This is a genomic window from Ruminiclostridium papyrosolvens C7, assembly GCF_000421965.1.
GTDB classification, from domain to species: Bacteria; Bacillota; Clostridia; order Acetivibrionales; family DSM-1351; genus Ruminiclostridium; species Ruminiclostridium papyrosolvens_A.
This window is the reverse complement of the sequence record NZ_ATAY01000008.1, coordinates 1-24,773: the sequence shown is the minus strand read 5'-3', so window position 1 is coordinate 24,773 and position 24,773 is coordinate 1. Positions and strand designations below refer to the sequence as shown.

At 38.2% G+C, this 24,773-nt stretch carries 18 protein-coding genes and 1 tRNA gene; 18 read left to right on the top strand and 1 reads right to left on the bottom strand.

What is annotated here, in order from left to right:
• Positions 1-79: 79 nt before the first annotated feature.
• A tRNA-Glu gene (locus tag L323_RS22730) sits at positions 80-155 on the bottom strand.
• Between the two features lie 139 nt (positions 156-294).
• Between L323_RS22730 and L323_RS22725 the strand changes: the two genes are divergently transcribed.
• The 18 genes from L323_RS22725 to L323_RS0120405 all read left to right on the top strand — a co-directional run.
• A complete protein-coding gene (locus tag L323_RS22725) occupies positions 295-1,707 on the top strand; it encodes an RsmF rRNA methyltransferase first C-terminal domain-containing protein (RefSeq protein WP_020813938.1) in 1,413 nt (470 codons plus the stop codon).
• A gap of 33 nt (positions 1,708-1,740) precedes the next feature.
• Entirely contained in the window at positions 1,741-2,484 is a 744-nt protein-coding gene (locus tag L323_RS22720) for a pseudouridine synthase (protein WP_031341729.1), read from the top strand.
• Between the two features lie 14 nt (positions 2,485-2,498).
• Positions 2,499-3,668 (top strand): class I SAM-dependent methyltransferase, encoded by a 1,170-nt coding sequence (locus L323_RS22715; RefSeq protein ID WP_020813936.1) that lies wholly within the window; start codon positions 2,499-2,501, stop codon positions 3,666-3,668.
• Between the two features lie 102 nt (positions 3,669-3,770).
• Positions 3,771-4,136 carry a carbohydrate-binding protein gene (locus tag L323_RS22710; protein ID WP_020813935.1) on the top strand — a complete coding sequence of 122 codons (366 nt, stop codon included), beginning with the start codon at positions 3,771-3,773 and terminating at the stop codon, positions 4,134-4,136.
• 233 nt (positions 4,137-4,369) lie between these two features.
• The gene (locus L323_RS22705) at positions 4,370-5,617 is read left to right on the top strand and encodes an adenosylhomocysteinase (protein ID WP_020813934.1); all 1,248 of its coding nucleotides are present in this window, start codon (positions 4,370-4,372) and stop codon (positions 5,615-5,617) included.
• A gap of 135 nt (positions 5,618-5,752) precedes the next feature.
• Entirely contained in the window at positions 5,753-7,057 is a 1,305-nt protein-coding gene (locus tag L323_RS22700) for an amidohydrolase (protein ID WP_020813933.1), read from the top strand.
• Between the two features lie 101 nt (positions 7,058-7,158).
• On the top strand, positions 7,159-7,449 hold the full coding sequence (locus tag L323_RS22695) for a hypothetical protein (RefSeq protein ID WP_020813932.1): 291 nt from the start codon (positions 7,159-7,161) through the stop codon (positions 7,447-7,449).
• Between the two features lie 77 nt (positions 7,450-7,526).
• Entirely contained in the window at positions 7,527-7,868 is a 342-nt protein-coding gene (locus tag L323_RS22690) for a hypothetical protein (RefSeq protein ID WP_020813931.1), read from the top strand.
• Positions 7,861-8,427, top strand: coding sequence for a 5-formyltetrahydrofolate cyclo-ligase (locus L323_RS22685; protein ID WP_020813930.1), 567 nt, complete (start codon positions 7,861-7,863; stop codon positions 8,425-8,427). Before L323_RS22690 ends, L323_RS22685 begins: the two co-directional genes overlap by 8 nt.
• Before the next feature lie 607 nt (positions 8,428-9,034).
• A complete protein-coding gene (locus L323_RS22680) occupies positions 9,035-10,345 on the top strand; it encodes a GDSL-type esterase/lipase family protein (protein ID WP_031341727.1) in 1,311 nt (436 codons plus the stop codon).
• 187 nt (positions 10,346-10,532) lie between these two features.
• Positions 10,533-11,144, top strand: a complete 612-nt coding sequence (locus L323_RS22675) for a TetR/AcrR family transcriptional regulator (protein ID WP_020813927.1) — start codon at positions 10,533-10,535, stop codon at positions 11,142-11,144.
• The gene (locus tag L323_RS22670) at positions 11,141-12,022 is read left to right on the top strand and encodes an ABC transporter ATP-binding protein (RefSeq protein ID WP_020813926.1); all 882 of its coding nucleotides are present in this window, start codon (positions 11,141-11,143) and stop codon (positions 12,020-12,022) included. The genes L323_RS22675 and L323_RS22670 overlap by 4 nt, the downstream gene beginning before the upstream one ends.
• Before the next feature lie 5 nt (positions 12,023-12,027).
• A complete protein-coding gene (locus L323_RS22665; protein WP_020813925.1) occupies positions 12,028-12,831 on the top strand; it encodes an ABC transporter permease subunit in 804 nt (267 codons plus the stop codon).
• Positions 12,832-12,865: 34 nt separating this feature from the next.
• The gene (locus tag L323_RS22660) at positions 12,866-13,660 is read left to right on the top strand and encodes an ABC transporter permease subunit (protein WP_020813924.1); all 795 of its coding nucleotides are present in this window, start codon (positions 12,866-12,868) and stop codon (positions 13,658-13,660) included.
• A gap of 120 nt (positions 13,661-13,780) precedes the next feature.
• A complete protein-coding gene (locus L323_RS22655; protein WP_020813923.1) occupies positions 13,781-14,710 on the top strand; it encodes an alpha/beta hydrolase in 930 nt (309 codons plus the stop codon).
• Between the two features lie 146 nt (positions 14,711-14,856).
• On the top strand, positions 14,857-15,297 hold the full coding sequence (locus tag L323_RS22650; RefSeq protein ID WP_020813922.1) for a recombinase family protein: 441 nt from the start codon (positions 14,857-14,859) through the stop codon (positions 15,295-15,297).
• A 158-nt stretch (positions 15,298-15,455) separates the two neighbouring features.
• Positions 15,456-19,589, top strand: a complete 4,134-nt coding sequence (locus L323_RS22645; RefSeq protein ID WP_020813921.1) for a Kelch repeat-containing protein — start codon at positions 15,456-15,458, stop codon at positions 19,587-19,589.
• A 24-nt stretch (positions 19,590-19,613) separates the two neighbouring features.
• The coding region (locus L323_RS0120405; RefSeq protein WP_031341725.1) for a S8 family serine peptidase at positions 19,614-24,773 on the top strand (5,160 nt) is incomplete at its 3' end.

Genomic DNA, 24,773 nt, shown 5'->3' with positions numbered 1-24,773 from the left:
AGGTGGCCTTCCAAGGCTTTTTTAATATTACTTATAACTAATAAAAAAAGAAGCCTTGCAAATATACAAAGCTTCTTTTTGGTGACCCATAGGGGATTCGAACCCCTGTTACCGCCGTGAGAGGGCGGTGTCTTAGGCCACTTGACCAATGGGCCATTTTTCAATGACAAAAGCTATTATAGCATGGTGATTTCTATTTTTCAAGTGCGGTTTACAAAAATTTATAAAATCTTTTATGAGTATGTGTTATAATAACTCCTGTAAAAATTTAAACATAGGAGTTATATTTGTAATATGAAGCTACCGATTGAATTTGTTGAGAAAATGCAAGGTCTGATGGGTGAAGAATTCGACAGATACCTTGAATCATATAAAAAACCAAGATTTTATGGCCTTAGAGTAAATACTTTGAAGATATCAGTGGAAGAATTCTTAAAAATAGCACCGTTTCATCTTGAACCTGTACCGTGGACCAAGGACGGTTTTTATTATCAGGAGGGAGATAATCCGGGGAGACACCCGTATTATTATGCTGGCCTATACTATATTCAGGAACCCAGTGCCATGCTTCCGGGGGCTGTTATAGGAGTAAAGCCCGGAGAAAGGGTTTTAGACCTTTGTGCCGCACCGGGAGGTAAGACTGTCCAAATGGCTGCACAGATGCAAGGACAGGGTTTGCTGGTGGCAAATGACATTAATTCCGAGAGGGTAAAGGCACTGGTAAAGAATGTTGAGTTGGCAGGTGTAAGAAATGCTATAGTTCTGAATGAAAGCCCGGATAAACTGGCTGTGAACTTTCAGAATTACTTTGACAAAATAATGGTTGATGCACCCTGTTCAGGTGAAGGAATGTTCCGTAAGGACGAAGATGCTATAAAAAGCTGGGAAAAATTTAAATGTGAAAAGTGTTGCGGAATGCAGTGGGATATTCTACAGAAGGTTGATACTATGTTAAAGCCGGGAGGCGTTATTTTATATTCAACCTGTACCTTCTCACCTGAAGAGGATGAGTTAATGATAGAAAGGTTTATGGATGAACATAAAGGGAGCTACAAGCTACTGGAAATACCCAAAGCCGGGGGCATTGAGGGAGGTCGTACCCAATGGTCAAAAGGAGGATATGACTTTGATAAGGCTGCCCGTCTATGGCCTCATAAACTCAATGGAGAAGGACATTTTGCCGCGCTGCTGAGAAAAAAGGATTCCTCAGAAACCTCAAGCACGCTAGAGAATTCAGCTTGCAAGTCTGCAGATAAGTCTCAATCCTTAAAAGTAAATGGCATAAGGGATGTAAAACAATTCAACTCTCAGTTGGGTGAGTTTGTTGAAAATAACACCAACCTGAGCCTAGAGGGGTATTTATTTCAAAAAGGTGCCAATCTGTATCATTTACCCGTTGAATGTCCTGATTTGTCGGGACTAAAGGTTGCAAAATTTGGCTGGTATCTGGGTGAAATTGGAAATAAAGGGTTTATACCTTCCCATTCATTGGCAGTATCAATGAATATAAGAGAACTAAAGAATATTATAAGCTTCAGGTCTGATTCACGTGAGGTTAACAGTTATTTGAAGGGTGAGACGCTGATTGTTTCAGGTGAAAAAGGTTATACTGGTGTTTGTGCGGATGAATTTCCTCTTGGATGGGCTAAGCAAACCGGAGATATGCTTAAAAATCTATACCCCAAAGGGTGGAGAAAGATGTCCTAAGTGCTAAATTCCTATAAAGAAGGAGAGTATATTTTGAAACAGAAACAACGGTTGGATAAGATTATTTCAAATTTTGGGTTCGGTTCAAGAAATGATATAAAGAGTGCTGTTAAAAAAGGTCTCATTACAGTAGACGGTCAGATCGTAAAAGACAGCGGAATTCATGTTGACCCTGAAGCAAGTATTATTGAAATAAATGGAGAGAGGCTGAATTACCGCAAGTTTATATACATCATGATGAATAAGCCACAGGGAGTTATTTCGGCTACTAGTGACAGAAAGCAAAGAACTGTTTTTGACATTCTGCCTGAAGAATACAAATGCTTTGACCTTTTCCCGGCAGGAAGACTGGATATAGATACAGAAGGTCTTGTACTTATGACAAATGACGGTCAGCTGTCCCATGAAATACTTTCCCCGAAAAAGCATGTTCCAAAGCAATATTATGCAAAAGTGCTTGGAAGGGTTAATCAGGAGGATGCAGAAGCCTTCAGTCAAGGAGTAACTCTTGACGATGGGTATAAGACGCTTCCGGCGGTTCTGGAAATATTAAAATCCGATGATTTATCAGAAATAAAGCTCACAATAGTAGAAGGTAAATTTCATCAGGTAAAGAGAATGTTTGAGGCTGTAGGCAAAAAAGTAATATATTTAAAACGTCTCAGCATGGGAAATCTTAAATTGGATGAGAATTTGAAACTTGGGGAATGTAAGGAACTTGCAGAAAGTGACATTGAACTGCTAAAGCAGGCAGTTATTATTGATAATAAAAATTAGTTGAGGTTGGAGATATGAATAAAAAGAGTGTACAAAAACTGGTGCTTTTCCTGACAGGACTGGAGCAGAGAATTACAGACAATTCAAGCTTTTTTAAGGGTATAGTTATTAAGCTTAAATCAGGCACAAAACAGTATGAAGCCAATATAAGCCTAAAGGACGAAAAGTTGCTTTTAAATTACAATGGCAGGACTGATAAATTGGAGATTTCATGGCTTTGTGCCAGAGTTTCAAAGATTGCCGAAAGCTATGAAGCTTTAACCCTTTTATATGAAGAAAGAGGGACTTCCATATTAATTGAAGCTGATGACAAAAATGTTAAAATGAGGACAAAGGATACAGAAATTACTGAATCATCTAAAGGTCATAATGAAACCGCACAGATTGCAAACAGGGATTACTTTATAAAAGTCGGGCCTGCGGATGATGTCTTAAAGGCTATTGGTATTCTTGGAGAGAACGGCAAAATAAGAAACGATATGATCAGGAAATACAACCAGATTGATCACTATATTGAATTGGTTGACGGTATGCTTGAAACATTATGTTCAAAATACGGAAGCTTAAATGTAATTGATTGCGGATGCGGGAAGTCATACCTTTCATTTGTTCTGAACTATTATATTAAGGATGTACTGAAAAAGAACTGCTATTTTACCGGTCTGGATATTTCAAAAACGGTAATTGATGCATCACATAAAATTGCAGAAAGCCTTGACTACAAGAATATGGATTTCAAAATAACAGACATAAGAGATTATACTGCCGATAAAGATATTCATCTTGTAATAAGTCTTCATGCCTGCGATACTGCTACGGATGAAGCTATAAGTCTGGCTGTGAGGAACAATGCAAAAGCAATGGTTATGGTACCCTGCTGCCAAAAGGAAATATTGAGCCAGTATTCTTTTGATACGCTTCACAGTATTACAAAACATGGTGTATTGAAGGCACGTTTAGCAGATGTGCTTACAGATGGGATACGTTTACTGATTCTTGAGGCACTTGGATATAAGGTATCTATTGTAGAATATGTTTCACCTCTGGAAACACCAAAAAACCTTATGATAAGAGCGGAAAAAGCAGGAGGTATAAACTACAGCCTTATAAATGAGTACAAGAAGCTTAAAGAGACTCTGGGCATACATCCAAGTATTGAAAAACTCATTCAGCCATATTTCTAACTATATGGCAAATTTTGACAAAAGTAAATTCCAATAGTATAATATTCTGGTAAATAGCATTAATCATGCAATGTGTTGAAGATACATCAAGGAGGGAGCTACATGGCACAGAAAAATTATGATGATAATGGAGTAGTTTTATCAAAAAAAACTTTGTACAGCGGAGACAAGGTAATTCTGAGGTATAACGGGTTACTTTGCCAAGATGGCGCAGAGAATATATATGTTCATGTTGGATTCGGAGAAAGCTGGGATAATAAATACTTTGTAACAATGACAAAAGAAAACGGTACTTTTATAGCCGAAATTGATATTAAAGACGGTAAGACCTGCGGTATTTGTTTTAAGGATGCAGCGGATAACTGGGATAATAATTCCGGTGAAAATTATATCTTTACAATATCTAAGAAAACTGTAAGAAAGAAAAATGTGACAAAAAAAACCAACATAGCAAAAATAAAGCGTTAAAGATTTAGTAAATTATCATATTTTGACTATTTTTGCAGGATATTTTACAATAATATAGAATAGGTTAATTCGGATATATTTATTTTTAATGATACGTATAATATTATCCGGTGTTGAAAAAATATTTTATATGTGATTATTTTATTATGTAAAAAAGTACAATACGCTGATTGTCCAGTAGTTTGTCTGTGGTATTACATACTGCAGATAATTAAAAGATGGGGGTTAGGTTTATGAAAAGCGTTATCCGCGACATTTCTTTAGCAGATAAAGGAAAGCAGAAAATTGAATGGGTAAGAAAGAACATGCCTCTTCTCAGAAGTCTTGAGGATGAGTTCAGGGAGACAAAGCCCTTTGACGGAGTAAGAGTTGTAGTGTCAGTTCATCTGGAGGCTAAAACAGCTTATCTCGCAAAGTTATTTGCAATCGGAGGAGGAGAGGTTTCTGTTACGGGCAGTAATCCGTTATCCACGCAAGATGACGTAGCAGCCGGCCTTGTAGCAGACGGTCTTGATGTATACGCATGGTATAATTCAACCAAGGAAGAATATGAGGAGCATTTGAATCTTGCTTTAGGATACAAGCCAAATATTATCATTGATGATGGAGGCGATTTGGTTAACCTGCTGCATACCAAGAGAAAAGAGCTTCTTCCGCATATTATGGGTGGATGTGAAGAAACAACTACCGGGGTACTTCGTTTAAAGGCTATGGAAAAAGAAGGTGTACTGAGATTCCCGATGGTTGCGGTAAATAATGCAAACTGTAAGTACTTGTTTGATAACAGGTATGGTACAGGACAATCTGTTTGGGATGGTATTAACAGAACAACCAATCTTATTGTAGCTGGAAAAAATGTAGTTGTTGCAGGATACGGATGGTGCGGCAAAGGCATTGCCATGAGGGCTAAAGGCTTTGGTGCCAGTGTTATTGTTACTGAAGTTGACCCTATTAAGGCGGCAGAAGCAGTGATGGACGGATTCAAGGTAATGAAAATGTCCGATGCTGCAAAAGTCGGTGATTTCTTTATAACCGTAACAGGATGCCGTGATGTTATTACAGCGGAACATTTCAATCTTATGAAAGATGGAGCTATTCTCTGTAATGCAGGACATTTTGATGTTGAGGTTTCGGTGGAAGAATTGGAGAAAATCGCTGTTGAAAAACAGATTCAGAGACATAACATTACAGGATACAAGATGGAAAACGGAAGATGGATTAATCTTCTGGCAGAAGGCAGACTTGTAAATCTTGCTGCAGGTGACGGACATCCTGCTGAGATTATGGATATGAGCTTCGCTCTTCAGGCCCTTTCAGCCGAATATATGCTGAAAAATTACAATAAGCTGGGAAACAAGGTAATTGATGTTCCTGCTGATCTTGATAAAAAGGTTGCAACCATGAAACTTAAATCATGGGGAGTAAAAATAGATAAGCTTTCAAAAGAGCAAAATAATTATCTTAACAGCTGGGCAGAGTAAAAAATTTAAAATTGCATTATGAAAATTTAGATTAAGCATATTAACCGGTGTTTACATAAGATGTCGGTAATATGCTTAATTTTTAATTGAAATGTTAATTTAGTATTTGTTTGATAATGTGAGAGGATGAATATTATGTTTGACGTACTTATAAAAAATGCCGAATTAATAACTAATGATGAAAGTAAGCCGTTGATTACCGGCGGATACATAGGAATTAAGGACGGACGTATTGATTTTATTTCAGACAGTCTCCCTGAAAATGCAGAAGCAAAAGAAGTAGTTGACGGAAAAAACAAGATTGCAATGCCCGGTCTGGTAAACGCCCATACCCACAGTGCCATGACGCTAATGAGAAATTACGCTGATGATTTAGCACTTGAAAAGTGGCTGTTTGACAATATATTCCCTGTTGAAGCGAAGCTTACAGATAAAGACGTGTACTGGGGTACTATGCTTGGTATCTCCGAAATGCTTAAATCAGGAATTACTGCTTTTGCAGATATGTATATGTTTATGGATGAGGTTGCACGCGCTGTAACTGAAACTGGTATAAAAGCAAACCTTTGCAAAAGCCCGGTACAATTTTTTGAGGACGGACAATTAAAAAGACTGGACGCAAGTCAGGGTACCATTGATTATTACAACAGATATCATAATTCGGCAAATGGAAGAATAAAGGTTTTTGTAGAAATACATTCAGTTTACTTGTTTAATGAAAATACTCTCAGAAATGCGGCTAAGCTGGCTAAACAGCTGAATACGGGTATTCATATACATTTACTTGAAACTGTATCTGAGGTTGAATCCAGTAAAAAAGACTATGGTATGACTTCTATTGAGATATGCAGGGAAACAGGCGTACTTGACGTTCCTGTTATGGCGGCACACTGTGTTCACCTGAGCGATAGCGACCTTAGAATTATGCAGGAAAAGAAGGCAAGTGTGGTTCATAATCCAACCAGTAATCTAAAGCTTGGAAGTGGTATTGCAAGGGTTCCTGAAATGATGGACATGGGAATAAATGTATGCCTTGGTACAGATGGTGCTGCCAGCAATAATAACCTTAATATGTTTGAGGAAATGAATCTTGCAGCAATACTGCACAAGGGTGTTGCTATGAATCCACAGTTAATGAAAGCCCAGGATGTTCTTAGAATGGGAACCGTTAATGGTGCAAGAGCTATAGGGTTTGACGACACGGGTATATTATCTGAAGGGATGAAAGCGGACATAATACTGGTTGACACTGACAAGCCTCACTTTTACCCTAAAAATAACCCTGTGGCAATGATTGTATATTCTGCACAGGCTGCTGATGTGGATACTGTTATAGTAGACGGAAATATTCTGATGAAGAATCGTAAATTTACACAGATAGATGAAGAAAAAATTAAGTTTGAGGTAGATACCTTATCCAAGAGGCTTCTAAGCAGGTAATTCTTGGCTTGGTTTTTGTCACTATTTACATAAAGGTTATTCCGAATGAATGTCAAATATATATTGTTGGGCAATTCAGATTTTTTTACGGGGGAATAGTCATGGCAATTACAATTAGTTTATGGACAACCAAGCATGGAGAATTAAATCGATTTTTAGATAGCTTTTATGAGAAAGATATGGAGGTAGATTGTTCGCTTCGCAGATGGGCAACGGAATTTTACAAGCCGTTGGATTCAGTAGACATGATTTGTGCTTTAATGGACAACAGTGAGAAATACGATGTAGCTATGTATTTACATATGGAAAACGGGTACTTATACAGAATAACGAACTCAAACTATGAAGACGTTATAAAGGGACTATTTGAAATGTATTACGTTCCTGTATAAAATGATAATAAGGTCTCATTCCGTGACTGTTAAATTATGTTATAATATTAACATAATACGTTTGGAGGTTAATTCAGATGAAGCAGGAATACAGCAATAACAAGGGTTATGATAACAGCCACCTGACTTGGAACAATAGTGAGGTAACTGGCCTTGAACGGGAAATGTTACTGGGGAATCTTAATTACATAAACAGTAAGGTTATCAGTAATTGGACAAAAGGAGTATTAACCGTCCTTACTGTACTGATTCCCGTAATAGGGCAAGTTATCGGCCTGATTGCGGGAATGGTATTTTTATCTGATGAGGCAAAAGATAAAAGGTCGTTTGGAACTGTACTGATAGCTGTTTCTATTATTACATTTTGTACGTTGGCTTTTTTGTGGTTAAACTGGAGGGGATTACTGAAATTTGTATAATAAGAATGAGATGAGAAAGAAATACATTTCCTTTAGAAATAACATAAGTTCAGATAGTTTACATGAAAAATCGAAGATTATAGGTCAAAAACTATATCAGCTGGACTGTGTTAAGCGTGCAGAGACCTTGATGTGTTATGTAAGCTTTGGGAGCGAGGTTTATACTCATGATATTATTAAAACCTGGCTTTCTCAAGGTAAACAGATATGTGTTCCTCGTGTTGTTAAAGCTAAGGGAAAATCCATGGAGGCAGTAAAAATAAGCAGTCTCGAAGAACTTGAGCCGGGAACCTATGGTGTATTGGAGCCTACTTCCGGACATAAAAATACAGTCAGTCCTGATTTAATCAATGTTATAATTGTACCGGGATGTGCATTTGATTTACATAGAAACCGTATGGGTTACGGCGCCGGTTATTACGATAGGTTTCTGGATTTAATATCAGACAACTGTTTAAAGGTAGGGGTTGCTTTTGATTTCCAGATAATGGGTGAAATACCCTGCGACGAACATGATATTCCCATGGACATTATAATTACAGAAGAAAGAAATATCTAACTATCAGTTTTTGAAATTAAGGGCATAACACCGAAGTTCTACCTGTTTCAGGTTACTTCAGATTGTTGTGCCATTTTGATTTTTAAAGGACAAATTTTAAATTAATATTAACTGAATATAAATATACTAGTATTTCTAACAGGGTTAGAGGTGTATTCATATGGCAAAAGCAAAAACGAAAAAAGTTGTTAACATATATAAAGGTAAAATTGATATTAAGGAACTTATTATAAAGTTGTTAACTCGTAATTTGTAATATTTTTTGGATGTATATTTTTTATTTATATTAAAGGAGTACAATTTTTAATATTGAATTTAATATAAGTTAATATTAAAGTATTCTTGGAAATTGAAATTATCTTTTGGGTTAGGAGGTGGGACATTTAATCTGTAATTAATATTTAGTACCGGTTTTATTTTACAATCATTTAAGTTATTTTTTACTAATGATATATTGCTTTCTTATTGAATTCTTTATTAACCCTTGTAAATATTCCTGTATTCTGCCGGTATTTCCTGATTGCATTGTAAAGGGGGGATGCTGAGACACAATTTAAAATTGAGTTTTAATATAATTTTAAAAATAAAGAATATAGGAGTTTTTTATATGAGAAAAATAACAATGACAAGAAAAACAGGGGCTTTTTTAGTTGTATTTTCACTTCTTTTTACATTATTCCTTACTTGTGTGGGAAGCACTAACGTTTCTGCACTTGAGCCTCCCGGAGTGTATGGTGACTTTAACGGTGACAGGAATGTGGACGCTCTGGATTTTATGAAATTAAAGCAATATCTGATGGACCAGAATACTACTTACCACTTTTATATGGATTTAAATAGTGATAGTACATTGGATGCAATGGACTTTGCTATTTTAAAACAATATCTACTGGGTATAGTTAAGACCCTACCTACTAATTCTACACCCGAAAAACCGGGGGTACTTTTAGTCGGTAGATTTGATACCAGCGATTCTGCCGGCCCTAAGTTTGCATGGAGTACTTCAACTATAAAGGCAAGTTTTACCGGAACCGCAATCAGTGCAACTATTAAATCATCAGGGGATAACTGGTTTAATGTTATAATAGACGGTGTTGTAAAAACGCCTGTTAATGTTCCTGCAGGGGCCTCTTCCCCGGTTACTCTTGCTTCCGGTCTCGGGGATGGTGTTCACAGTATTGAATTGGTCAGAAGAACTGAAGCTTCAATCGGTGAAACACAATTTTTAGGCTTTAATGTTACCGGAGGTGGCCTGTTGCCTGCTCCTTCACCATCAACAAGAAGAATAGAATTCATAGGTGATTCTATTACATGCGGATACGGTAACGAAGGAACAAGCCAGTATCAGTCATTTACCAGCAAAAATGAAAATGCATATATGGCGTATGGAGCAATAACTGCCAGACTGTTGAATGCTGACCCGGTAACTGTCTGCTGGTCAGGAAAAGGGTTGGTACAAAACTATGGCGGGGATCTTAATGACTTAATGCCTGCGGTTTATTCCCGAGTACTTCCTTACAATACAACTCTCACTTGGGATACAAGCAAATGGATTCCACAGGTGGTTGTAATCAATTTGGGTACCAATGACTTTAGTACCGGTTCTATTGATAAAACAACCTTCGCAACGGCATATGCTAACTTTGTAACAAAAATAAGAGGACAGTATCCTGACGCCCATATCTATTGTGCAGTAGGGCCAATGCTGTCATGGGATCAACTGGCAAAGTGCAAGGATGCCATTACCAGTGTTGTTGACCAGAAAAAAACTTCAGGGGATTTAAAGATTCATTTCATAGAATTTCCCGTACAGGTTGAATCAAACGGCTACGGAGAGGACTGGCATCCTAGCATTAAAACTCATGGGCTGATGGCAGACCAGCTTGCAGCAACTATAAAAAACGATTTAGGATGGTAATTTTCACCTGATTAAATTAAAAAGCATAATAACCGTAAAGCGAGTAGCCTGTAGGCTTCGTATAATACGGTGTTATGTCTTTTTTTTATACACAACCCGATTTATTTAATAAATCTATTGACCGAATCGGTTTATGGTGGTATTCTGATATCAACCGATTCGGTTTATAAATTTTCGAGGTGATATTTTGGATAAGTTTTTAAATCTACCTGAAGAGAAAAAAAAGAGAATTGTTGATGCGGCGCTTAAATCATTTGGTGCAAATGGCTACAAGAAAACCTCTGTCAGCGATATAGCCAAAGCTGCTGATATTTCAAAAGCCATGGTATTTCACTACTTCGGGACAAAAAAAGATTTATACCTATACTTGATAAGTATGTGCACTGACATAATTGTTAATGAAATAAATAATGGCTTTGATTCCACGGCTACTGATTTCTTTGAAAGAATCAAGCAATCATCAGAACTTAAAGCTTCAGTAATGAAGAGACATACTGATATTCCTGCTTTTTTAATCGGTGCATATTTTGAGTCTGATCCGGAAGTAAAGTCAGATATTACATCCCTCCTTGCCGTTGGAGATGATTACAGAGATAAAATCGCATTTGACGGAATGGATACTTCAAAATTTAAAGAAGGTATTGACCCCAAATTGGTGCTGAAAATGCTTATATGGATGGCTGAAGGGTACTCTAGTCAATTGCCTGTTTCTACACTGGATTTAGATGTTATGTTAAAGGAATTTTATGAATGTATGGATTTGCTCAGGAACAATTTTTATAAGGAGGAGTATTTATGAGTGTCATTGAAATTAAGAATCTTACAAAAAGTTATGGGAAAGCAAGAGGTATAAAAAATATAAATCTCAGCGTAGAGCAGGGTGAAATTTTCGGTTTTATCGGCCCCAATGGAGCGGGCAAGTCAACCACTATCAGAACGCTCCTTGGCCTGATATATCCCTCTGAGGGTAATGCAACTATTTTTGGTAAAAGCTGCATAGAACATCCTGAGGTTAGAAAAGAATTGGGATATCTTCCTTCAGAGGTATTTTACTATGACAATATGAGGGTAATAGACCTTTTGAAATATTCAGCCAGCTTTTACAAAAAGGACTGTACAAGAAGAATTAAAGAACTTGCAGAAGTAATGGATCTTGACCTTAAAAGGAAAATAGAAGATCTTTCCTTCGGAAATAAGAAAAAGGTGGGTATTGTGCAGGGACTTCTTCACGAACCGAAGCTGATTATACTTGACGAACCCACCAGTGGGCTTGATCCTCTCATGCAGCAGAAATTCTTTGAACTTATTGCAGAGGAAAACCGTAAGGGAGCAACAGTGTTCTTTTCCTCGCATATTCTCAGTGAGGTTCAGAAAATGTGCAGCAGAGTGGCTTTCATAAAGGACGGTAAGATTATAAAGCTTGAAAAGATGAGTACCCTTCAGGAAAACAGTTATAAGAAGATTAGCATTGAAACTAAAGGAATTATTCCTAAGGATGTGTTTGATATAAAGGGTGTCAGCAAATTGGAAAGCAAAGGTAAAAGCATTAATTTTATATTTAAAGGAAATATTAACCTGATCATGGCAAAGATGGCTGATATTGACCTTAGAAATATTTCAATCGAAGAACCTGACCTTGAGGAAATCTTTATGCATTACTATGTAAAGGAGGAATGAATTATATGAATATGTTTCTGCATGAGCTTAAATCTATGAGAAAGACAGCAGCTATATGGACAGTCAGCCTGATAGCTTTGTCAGCACTCTTTCTTTGCATGTATCCCAGTGTAGCTGCTGATGCTGAAGAATTCAAAAAACTACTTGCCAATTATCCTCCAGCAATCAGAGCTATGCTCGGAATAAATATTGAAAATATTGCATCCTTATTGGGTTTTTATTCTATGGTATTCTCGTTTATTACACTTTGCGGTGCTATTCAGGGTATGAATCTTGGCATTTCCATACTTTCAAGGGAGTCCAGAGAGCGGACGGCAGATTTCCTGCTTGTAAAGCCAGTTTCCCGCAAGTCAATAATAAGTGCAAAGTTGTTGGCTGCATTAACAACTATAATTGCAACAAATATTGTTTTTTATGTCACAACACTTCTGATTGCAAATGCTGTTAAGACGGAAGATTACAGTAATAAGCTGTTCTTTATGATAAATCTGACATTATTCTTCCTAGAGATTATTTTTATGGCAATTGGCATGGTTGTGTCAGTATTTTTCAAAAAACTGAAATCTGTTCTTCCAATATCTCTTGGTGTGGTTTTTGGGTTTTATATGGTGGGCGCTCTGATTTCTACGGGTAAAAGTGATGATGTTGCACGATATATTTCTCCTTTCAAATATTTTGACATAACCTATATCATTAAAAACGCAGGCTATGAGGTTTCATACCTTGTTACTGCTGCTGTAATAGTAATTGCAGCCATTATTGCAAGCTATATCATTTATATCAGGAAGGATATCCATGCAGTGAGTTAACTGTTTGGGATTTAGCTAATAGGAGGGCTTTATTATGAATATTTTTTTTAGAGAACTGAAGGCGAACCGAAAAGCCTTGATTATATGGAGTGTATGCATGTTTTTATTGATACTGAGCGGTATGGGAAAATATACTGCTTACTCTTCTGGAGGGGGAGGCAGTGATGTTTTTGAAAAAATGCCGTATTCCTTGAAGGCGCTTTTAGGAATGGGTTCTTTTGATGTTACAACAATCAGCGGGTTTTTCGGAATGATGTTTGTATATATTGAGCTTGCGGTGGCTATACATGCAGTTCTGCTGGGAAGCGGAATAATTGCAAAAGAGGAAAGGGATAAAACCACGGAATTTTTGATGGTGAAACCTGTATCGCGTACAAAGGTAATTACTTCAAAGTTTTTTGCAGCTTTTGTAAATGTGGTGATTGTCAACCTGATAAGCTTTATTTCATCTTTAATGATGGTTAATGTTTATAACAAGGGAGAGGACATTACTAAGAACATTGCGGTGTTTTTTGTGAGCATGTTAATTGTTCAACTTGTATTTTTGTCTTTAGGCGCAGCTCTTGCTTCTGTAATGAAAAAACCAAAAGCCTCAGGGTCAGCAGCAGCAGGAATACTTATGGGAAGCTTTATTGTAGCTAAGATTACTGATTTGACAGATAAAGTGAACGTTATTAATGTCTTTTCACCCTTTAAATATTTCAGTTACAAGGATATAGTTGACGGGAAGGGTATTGACGTTACAATAGTAGTTTTGTGTATTGTACTTGTCGCAGTTTTTGTGAGCTCAACTTATTTATTTTATAAGAACAGAGATTTGAAAGTTTAGAATTAGATGTTAATTTATAAAAAATATTGTACAAATGGGAGGAATTTGTAAATATTTTGTAGAATCTACAAATTGAAATTAAAATCAATGTCATAACCTAAATACGGAGGCAGAGAAATTATGAATTATGAGGCTGATTATAGGCAGTTTGTAGATTCTAAGGAACCGTTAAACTCAATCCAGGAAAAGGATTGGGCATTTTACGGACAATGTGGACAAGAGTATCCGTTTCTTTATGCCACACCAGATCCAAATCGTCAGGACTACTTTGCAAGGCCTTACAGTGAGGACCCGCTGCAAAGACTTGACATTCACCATTTAAAAAATCCAGAAAAAAAGAAACGACCGGTTATTTTCTATATACATGGAGGCGGCTGGACAAATGAAGATAAGAGCAATACAAGATTTGTAGCAATAGACTGGTTAAAAAAAGGATATACGGTTGTTTCCATAAATTATAGATTATCACCTAATGTGACACACCCCGTAATAATAGAAGACTGTGCGAAAGCCCTTAAATGGGTACAGGAAAACATACATGATTATGGCGGAGACCCAAATAGAATTTGTGTAATCGGGCATTCCGCAGGAGGACATTTGGCCGCTCTTCTTGTTGCAGGAGTTAAATGGCACAAAAAATATGATATAGATATTAAAAAGGTTAAGTGCTGGATACCTATGAGTGGTATTCATGATTTTAACCTTCCGGAGAACTACATGCCCCCTATGCTCAATGCGGCAATAATCGCAATGTTGGGGGGAGATAATAATAAAGTTGAATGTTCACCTGTTTCACATATAACCGGAAAAGAACCCCCTTGTCTGATATTACATGGTGGGGATGACTGGCTGGTTCCCAGAACAAATTCCATAGAATTACATGACAAGCTAGTTGAAAAAGGGGCCAAAGATGCAAAATTATATATCGTGAAAGGTTATGCCCACTGTAATATGATACTTGGATTTGAAAGACCGGGACATAAACCTGCTGAATTAATAAATGAGTATCTTGATGAAATGCTTCCTACTTGTGAGGGTAAAAAAATGTAGTATAAAAAGAATTCTGACATATAAAGGCATACTAACTGTTAATCGGTTAGTATGCCTTTTTCATGGACAATTTTTATAATCAGAAACAACTGAATATAAATAGAATAGTATTTATGCAGATTAGTCGTAAAAATGGGGAGGATGCCATGCTTGGATTTAACAAACCCGATATCAATTATCATATAGGTATATATGTAAGGCAAAGCAGAGACGAGAATGAGGAAAACATTGAGACTATTGAAACACAGAAAAAGCTTCTGGCAAACTTTGTAAAAAAAAATAATTTCGGAACCATCTATAAAACTTATGTTGATGACAATGTTTCAGGTGCGGGCTTTGAAAGGTATGCCCTTGAAGAACTGAAAAAAGACGTAATGGCGTGCAATGTAAATCTCGTTGTTTTAAAGGACTTGTCAAGACTGGGAAGAAACAATGCCAAAACTCTGCTTTTCCTTGATTTTCTGGAGGAATATGGAGTGCGAGTTATTACATCTGATGGTAGGTATGACAGCCTCAAGGATAATGAAACCGTGGGAATAGATACATGGTATAACGAGCAGTACATTATATCATGGATGTATTGCTGAAAGTGGGGAAGTGAGAAGGGTGCGGGGATTTTAGAGATTTGTAATGTGTAAATAAAAAACTGTAAACAAAAACAGAACGTAATTGAAAGAGGTTGTCAATGATGGTAATATTATATAATCCAGCGTTTGACAAAATTCAATAAAAAAGGAGATTATGTATGTTTTTGCACAAAACGGGTAAGAAGATAATGGCATTTCTGCTGGCAATGTCTATTGTGTTGTCGGGGATTACAATAGTTGGAAATCCCACAGTAAAGAAAGACTTTGTAAAGTTTGGAAATGAAGTAAAAGCGGTTACGGGAATATATTACTACTCACAATATACTACCAAAGTAGTGAATGGTGTAATTACAAAGAATTCCCTTGTGAAGTCTGATATTCAGGTTCCGGATGGTACATACCCTGATGACGGGGTGTATACCGATGGGTATTGGTATGTAAAGGGTAACAAGGCGACATTTGAAGAGAAGTGGACAGTAATGGGTAGTATTCGTGGTCACGTATATACAAATGGTGTGGCAATAGGTAACAAAATTTATATTTTTGGAGGCAAATCTTACTGGTCTGGATACAACAAGGAATTATTGGTATATGATTTGGCAGCCAACACATGGACTACAAACTCCGACAATGATCCTAGTGGCAGAGAGGAACACACTGCGGTGGCTATAAACGGTAAAATGTACGTTTTTGGTGGGATAAATTACTACTCCGGATCTGTTGTCTATAATAAGGACTTGTGGGAATATGATCCGGCAACTGCTAAATGGACGAAAAAGAAAGATGCTCCTGATGCTAGAAGTAGACATGAAGCGGTGGTGGTAAATGGTAAAATGTATGTGATAGGAGGTTGTAACGATGGTAATAACGCTACTAGTATTTTAGTATATGATCCTATCACTGACACTTGGGAACAAAAAACAGGTATTCCTTTTGCTCGTAGTTTCCAATCAGCCGCTGTAATAAATGGGAAAATATACATATATGGAGGATATGATACTACATCTCATAATGATTTGTGGGAATATGATCCAATTGCTAATACATGGCTAAAGAAAAAAGACAACCCTATTGAAGTATACGGTCAGCCGGCGGCAGTAGTACTAAATAATAAAATGTATATATCGGGTGGATATTTTGCGAATGGAATTGCTACAAACCAGTTATTGGAATATGATCCAAAAAATGATATATGGACCCAAAGGAAGTCGTGTCCAATAGCTCATAAACGTAACTCAGCTACTGAAATGAACGGTAAAATGTATATTTACGGTGGTTTGGATGTGGAAAATAATTTTATAGATCGGGTAACAGAATACTCAATAAACTATTATCCTGTTTTTGAAGCTGTAACTCCAAAACAAAATGAAGTATTCTCCGAGGCAGACACAAATTTTGTTCCTCAAATTACTGTTTCTGATGAAAACAATGATCCTCTGACGTGTAAATACTACATAGATTCTGAAACGACACCAAGGGATACTAAGTCCGTAAATAACACTACAGAAACCAAGTCAGTATCATTTAGTCCAATTGACATGAGTTCACTGTCAGACGGGACTCACACAATAACCTATGAGGTTACAGACGGCAGGACTACTGAGCCGTTTACTCAGACTATTAATTTCCAAGTAGACAAGTCAGCTCCTTTACATGGAGAAATCTCAAGTTCGTCAACAACCGATACCGTAACTCTTTCAGGAAAGGCTACAGACAGTATAGCCGGGCTTGCTATGGAACCTTACAGATACACTATCGGTTCTGAGGTATCTTCATGGATTGACTCTGGTACATACACTTCTCAGAGTGATTTGACACCAAATACTCAATATCTTACAAAGTTTGAGGCAAAGGATGCAAAGGGACACATTTCAGCCAGTTTACAGAATGTGTACACTAAAGCGACTGTTCCCACACTTGAAGTAAATAACCCAGCGTCTTACGCTCTTGATATTGAAACTACCGACAATAATTCAGCTGCTACACAATATCAAGTCAGTGTAAATAACGGCAGTCAGTATGTAACCCAAGAGGGAACCCTCACTTCTGCACCTGCATGGATTACTCTTAAAAACAAAAAGGTTACTGTCACGGGTCTGTATCCTGAGCGAACCTATACCTTTACAGCAAGAGCAAGAAATGCTGAAAATATCGAAACTGTTGCCAGTTCTTCAGTGAGTGGGACAACTCTCATTGCACCTCCCGGTTCACCTGCAAATATAATTGCTACCGCCACAGATAAGACCATAACTGTCTCATGGGATGCTTCAAGTGGGGCTATAGGTTATGAAGTCGAGGTTGACGGAACAGTTGTAAATACTGATACTGCCACTGTATACACACATGTTGGTCTTAATCCCGGAACACCTCATACATATCGGGTCAGAGGCAGAAATGCAGGGGGCCCCGGTAACTGGAGTGCACCAATCACAAAATCCACACTACCCGCTTCGCCGGATATCCCTGTTAACCTTAATACGGTGCCTTTGAGTACCTCGATTACGGTTACCTGGAACAATGTCTCAGGAGCAACCGGATACGATATAGAAGTGGACGGGGTACTGGTCAACAATGGCCCAAATACAAACTACATTCATAACAGCCTAACTCCGGGAACCCATCATTCATACCGGGTAAGAAGCATTAATCCGGGAGGAAAGAGTGAATGGAGCGGGTATGTGAATACCACCACACTTCTTGATACGGTGCCGGTACCGGTAAATATTTCAGCAACTCCGGCTCTAAACAGCATAACTCTCACATGGGACAAGGTAAGCGGAGCATCAGGCTATGAGATATCAGTAGACGGAGCTGCATTTGACAATGGTACACGAACTACCTATACCCATAGCAATCTCGCACCGGGAACACAGCATGTTTACCGGGTAAGAGCGAAGAAGAGCGGCATAACAAGTGAATGGAGTGCCGCAATTGTTTCCGCTACACTTACAAATGAATTTGGAGCACCTTCAAACTTAAAGGCCATTTCGGATAATACTTCGATTGTATTGTCATGGAATCAGGTTGTCAATGCAACTGGCTATGAAGTGGAAGTTGATGGTGCGGTCACCGACAACGGAGATGAAACCTCCTGTATACATAACGGATTACTGCCAAATACTACCCACACTTACAGAGTAAGGGCGAAAAGTAACACAGGGGTAAGTGAATGGACAGAACCATTGACGATTAATGCATTTTTACTCCAAACCCCTCAGGGTTTAACTGCAACCTCAGAAGAAACCTCTTTGACAATCAACTGGCAGCCGATTGAGGGAGCAACAACTTATGAACTGGATTTTGACGGTTCTATTATAACAGGAATATCAGAAACAACTTATTTAGCCGAAGGTCTGGAGGCAAATTCACAACATGAGATAAGAGTCAGGGCGGTGAGTGGAGGTGGTACCAGTAACTGGAGTAATCCATTAATCAAGTCTACAAAATTTACTTCTGGCAATGTACCAAATGTAGCAGGCATTGCTAAAAAGACTTCAATATCAATCATGTGGAATAAAATTGATGGTGCAATTTCCTATGATGTTGAAGCAGACGGAATAATAACATCAAGTGTGAATGCAACAACATTTACGAGTAAAGGACTTCAGACAGGGACAAAACATACCTATCGGGTAAGAGCCAATAACAGTTCCGGGGCAGGAGAATGGTGCAGTCTGTTTTCTGTTTCAACACTTCCCCAAGGTCCGGCTATCCCTTCAAATTTGGTATCCTCCTCTAACATGACATCCATACTTGTGAGCTGGGATAAGGTTGCAGGTGCGGAGGAATTTGAAATTGAGGTTGATGGAACAATTGTTGACAACGGTACAGGCACAAGCTATTTACATAAAGGACTTTCCCCCGATACAACCCATACCTACAGAGTAAGAGCCAGAAGTATTTCAGGCAGTAGTGAATGGAGTACCCCAATGATAATAAAGACCCTGAATTCAGTACAAACATATGATATTACTTCATTGTCAGGTGAAGAATTTGACCTGATTTTATCCGGTTCAGACATTCAGGATTTGAACAGATATACCTTTTCAATTCAGTACGATACTAACGATTTTGATTTAATCGACCTTTGTGGCTTCACCCCAAAGACGGACACACAGGAAGGAGATATTTACGGCACTGATATTACCGTAAAGCAGGTAGCTCCCGGAACAATTGTGTTTGTTAAGAACGGCTCTGCACAGTCCTGGCAGGTATGGTCAGGTATTGTTAATAGTATAAGGCTCAGGGCAAAGCATGACGGCCCAGCCCAAATTACCTACACCATACAATAAAGGATTAAAAGGGGAGATACATCAGTGAAAAAAATACGAATCGCAATATCCAGAATTCTTGTTATGGCTATGTTAATAACAAATATACTTGCATATTTACCATCACTAAGCTTTGCAGCAGGAAATAGTAATGAAAAAGCTGATAAACAAACTGTCGCTATGGTTCACCATGAAAAAACTGAAATTCTGGTTAAATATAAAAACAGCTCAAATCAGGACAAGGTTAAAAATAACCTAAAAAAGAAAGTAAAGCTCAAAAAGCTGAATTTAAAAAAGAAATATGAAAAAAACAAGATTGATTTACTGGAAATAGACGCAAAGGATGATATATCCCAAGTAGTTGATGAGTTAAAAAAAGACCCTGATGTTTTGTATGCACAGCCAAACTACAAACTCAACATCATGTCTGCTCCGTCAGACCCGATGTTTGAACACCAATGGGGGCTTCAAAACAACGGGCAGGAAACAGAGGGGCAGCTGGGAAGAAACGGAGTCGATATAAATACATTAAATGCATGGAATCTGACTCAGGGCTCTTCCTCTGTTGTAGTAGGACTTTTGGATACGGGTGTTGACATCAGCCACAATGACTTGAAAAATAACATATTTGTAAATACAAAGGAAATTCCGGGCAACGGAGTAGACGATGACAACAACGGATACATAGATGATATTAACGGTTGGGACTTTGTAAATTCAGATAAAACCGTATATGATGATGCAACACTGGACTTTCACGGAACACATGTTGCAGGAATAATTGCAGCAGAAGCAAACAGTGAGGGAATATGCGGTATTGCATCAAAAGTAAAGGTATTGCCATTGAAATTTATTAACGGAAACTGGGGCTACACCTGTGATGCGATAGATGCAATAGAATACGCAATGAAAATGGGTGTCAAAATAATAAACTGCAGCTTTGGCGGTACCGATGACAATTTTGCACTAAAGGACACCATGTCAAACAGCGGCATCCTGTTCATTTGTGCTGCGGGAAACAGAGGAGCTGATGTTGCAGTATCCCCGGTATATCCAGCATGTTTTGACATTCCAAATGTGTTATCAGTTGCTTCCATAGACAGCAAGGGAGTACTTTCCCCATATTCAAGCTATGGCAACAAAATTCATGTAGCGGCTCCGGGAGTAAATATTTTAAGTACTACACCCGGAAACACATATGATTATTTTACCGGAACGTCGGCAGCCGTTCCTTTTGTAACGGGAATTGCAGCACTTTTGCAAAGTTATGTGCCAAATCTGACCATAACACAGATTTCACAGCGTATAAAAGATAACGTGGTATCCTGCACAAACCTAAGTGAAAAGGTTTCCTCCGGCGGAAGGGTAGATGCATATGCCGCCTTGACAAATACAAAACCGGAACCGGATACATACGAGGGCCCCGGAAATGACAACAGTACTGTTCCGGCAGGACAACAGGGTGGTAATATTGACACTTGGTACACCATGGATCAACTTGCAAAAATAAAAGAAAAGCTCCATTACGGGGAATCAGGTGTGAATCCCGCATCAGGAAACTTCTCGGTTACAGTAAACGACATGAGTGTACCTGCACCCGGTTTTCAGGTAAACATATCACGTACCTACAACTCCAGAAGTGATGTCAGCAAAGAATTTGGCAGAGGCTGGACCTTTGGTTTTACAGGGAGAGTCGAGGGGACGGAAGTTGTAGATGTTTCACTTCCAAACGGAAGCGTTGAGCGATTCAGGTTAAATGGTAATATGTACGAGCCGGAGGAATCCAGAAGTAAATTTATAAAAAATGCTGACGGTACATATACATTGACTACTCCCGATCAATATGAGTATACCTTTAATACCAACCGTTACCTTATAAAAATGGAAGACAGAAACGGTAATTCCATAAATATAACTGTTGATGGCAGCGGGAAAATAACCAAAATAACCGACACCGTGGGTAGGGCTTTTACTCTGACCTACGGAGCAAACGGACTAATTCAAAAAATTACTGACCCGGAAAACAGGGCGGTAGCATATGAATATGACGGTAATAATAGACTGTCAGTGGTTACAGACCCAATGGGCGGTAAGATGAGGTACTTCTATGATACATGGGGATACCTGAATCAGATACAAGACCATAACGAAAAGGTAGTTGAGAAAATCACATATAATCATGCAGAAGGCGAAAACCAGCACAAGGTATCAGAAGCAACAGATTCTCTGGGAGATACAGTAAAATATGCCTATGATATGACGAATAGGAAAACTACTATCACCGATATAAATGGAAGGGTATCCTCCTATTGGTTTGATTCCTCCTTCTACACCACCAGAGTGCAGGACCCTGACGGGAAATCCAGCTATACTGAATATTTCCAAGACGGAGGCAAAAACAAATATGGCGATGTAAAATCTCAAACGGACCGTGATGGAAATAAAACTCAGTATGAGATTGATGATAGAGGTAATGTAACCAAAATTATTAATCCTGACGGAAGTACCCAACTAAAAGAATATGATGAAAAAAACAATATAACAAAAGAAGTAGATGAGTGCGGGAAGACAACCTACAATTTGTACGATGAAAACAAGATAAACCTGATAAAGAAGGTACAACCCCTTAACGGAATAGATATATACGACGGCACAAACAATACAGGTTTTGCAATAACCTCCTACCAATATTATACAGGAGAAGAATCGGGTTTATCTGCAAAGGGATTATTAAAAAGTGAAACTGACCCGGAAGGAAATACCACCACATACACCTACAACACTTACGGTGATGTAAAAACAGTATCTGACCCGGAGACAGGCAAAGTTACAACTTATGAGTACAACCGAATAGGTTGGAAAACCGCACAAATAACCCCAAAGGGCAACAAAACAGAATTTGCGTATGATAAAAACGGCCAATTAATTAAAATTACAACAGTAAGCTCAAAAAATGAGACCCAAAGAACTGTATTTGACCTATTGGGAAGAAAGATACAAGAAGTTACCCCAAACCAATATGACAGTACAAAGGATAATGTAGAAGCCGATACATACAATGACAATACGGTGGGAACCAGATACGAATACTTTGACAGTGGAAAAATCAAGGAACAAACCAATGCATTAGGGGATAAATCAAGCTTCACTTACGATGTATACGGAAACATTCTTACCGAAACAGAACCCAACGGCGCAATTTACAGATATGAGTATGATGTTCTGGACAGACCACTTAAAATTTACTTCAGGGATAATTCATCAGTACCTGAAGTACTACTTACCCAATACAGTTATGCAACTTTGGAGGATGGAAAAACACAAAAAACAGAAACAAAATTTCTGAATTCTAAGGACAAGGCTGTCACAGTTTACACCTATGACTATGCCGACAGGCTCATAGAACAGCAGAATCCCGATGGTACCAGACTCAGAACAATATACAATGCAAACGGAACAATTAACAGGCAGATTGCAGCTAATGGAAGCAGTACATACTTCAGATATGACGGATTAAACAGATTGACAGAACAGTGGACCCCATTTGAAGTATCAAACGGAAACACACTGTACACTTACAACAAAACCGAATATGACAAGGCTGGAAGAAAGTCTGCGGTGAAATCAGGCAAAGACAAGGTAACCCTGTGGTCAATACCTGAAAGCCTTGCAATAACAAACTACCAGTATTACAAAAACGGTAACGTCAGCCAGACAAGCGATTCTGAAGGAGGAAAGACGGAATACCTATATGATGATGAAGGAAATGTTATAAAAGAAATTGTATATACAGATGCAACCAATAAGCTTGTAACAGAGTATACATACAATTATCTTGGAAAGCTGGAAAAAAAGGAGCAACATGTAAAAGCAGGAGACCTGTACGGAAAAGATTTTGACGACACAACGGACACTGTCCTTACAACCGCCTACACCTATGACAAGAATGGTAATACAAAAACCGTGACAGCCCCCAACAAGGTAACCACAACCTTTGAATATGATGTACTGGACAGACTACTGTCCCAAAGTGAACCCGGAGTGGACGAAAAAGGTGCAGCCGTTACAATCACCAATTCCACAACCTACGACTGGGCCGGCAATCCCCTTACAAAAACAGATGCAAAGGGCGGTATCACAAAGTATGAGTATAATCAAAGGGGATTATTGATTAAAGTAACAGATGCCCAAAACGGTGTAACAGCCTTCGATTACGACCTAGCAGGAAGAAAGATAGCGGAAGTAACACCAAAAAACTACGATACCACAAAAAGCATTTACGACCTGAACCGGATTGAATATGTTTACGATGCAATGGATAGAGTCATAGCAAAAAAGGACATATATGTAGACCCTGTTACAAACCAGTGGGTAACCATATACACAAAAACCTGCAAATATGATAATTCAGGTAATCTCATAAAAGAACTGGATGCTGCGGGATATGACTCAGGAGTAGGAACAACACTGGAAGAAAAAATAAATTCAGGTTATGGTACCGAGTATACATACAATCTGGCAAACCTGATAATAACTTCAAAAGACCCGGTAGCAAAGGAATATGATCTTGCATTTACTTCCAGAAATGAATATGACGGATTGGCAAGAAAGATATCTGAAACAAATGCAAACAAAGTGGAAACCCGGTACACATACAACGATGCAGGGGATATACTTTCAGTAAGTTTGAAAAAAAATCCTTCATCTGCACCAAAGGTAATAAAGCATTCTACCTATGACCTTGCAGGCAGAATACTGGCGCAGACTGACGGAAACGGCAATACCACTACATTTGAATATAACGCTCTGGGGAAAGTCAGAAAGACAGTTGCACCGGGAGACAGCACCATACCTTCAATAATGGTAACAAGCCAGTATGATGAAATGGGACAATTGAAGCAACAACTAAACTCAATGGGAAAGGTTGACCTCTATACCTACGATAATCAGGGGAGACAGCTTTCCCATACAGAGAAAAAGTCCGATAATACCCAGGCCATAACTACGTATTCAACCTATGACTTAAATGGAAATAAATACTCGGAAACTGACGGAAATGGAAATGTAAAGACATATAACTATGACGGTTTAAACAGACTTCTAGCTGTTGAAACAACTGTAGATGGCAGGGAAAAAACAACTACTTACACATACGATGCCAACGGAAACAAAACCACTGAAACCGACTGGCTTGGCAATACAAGC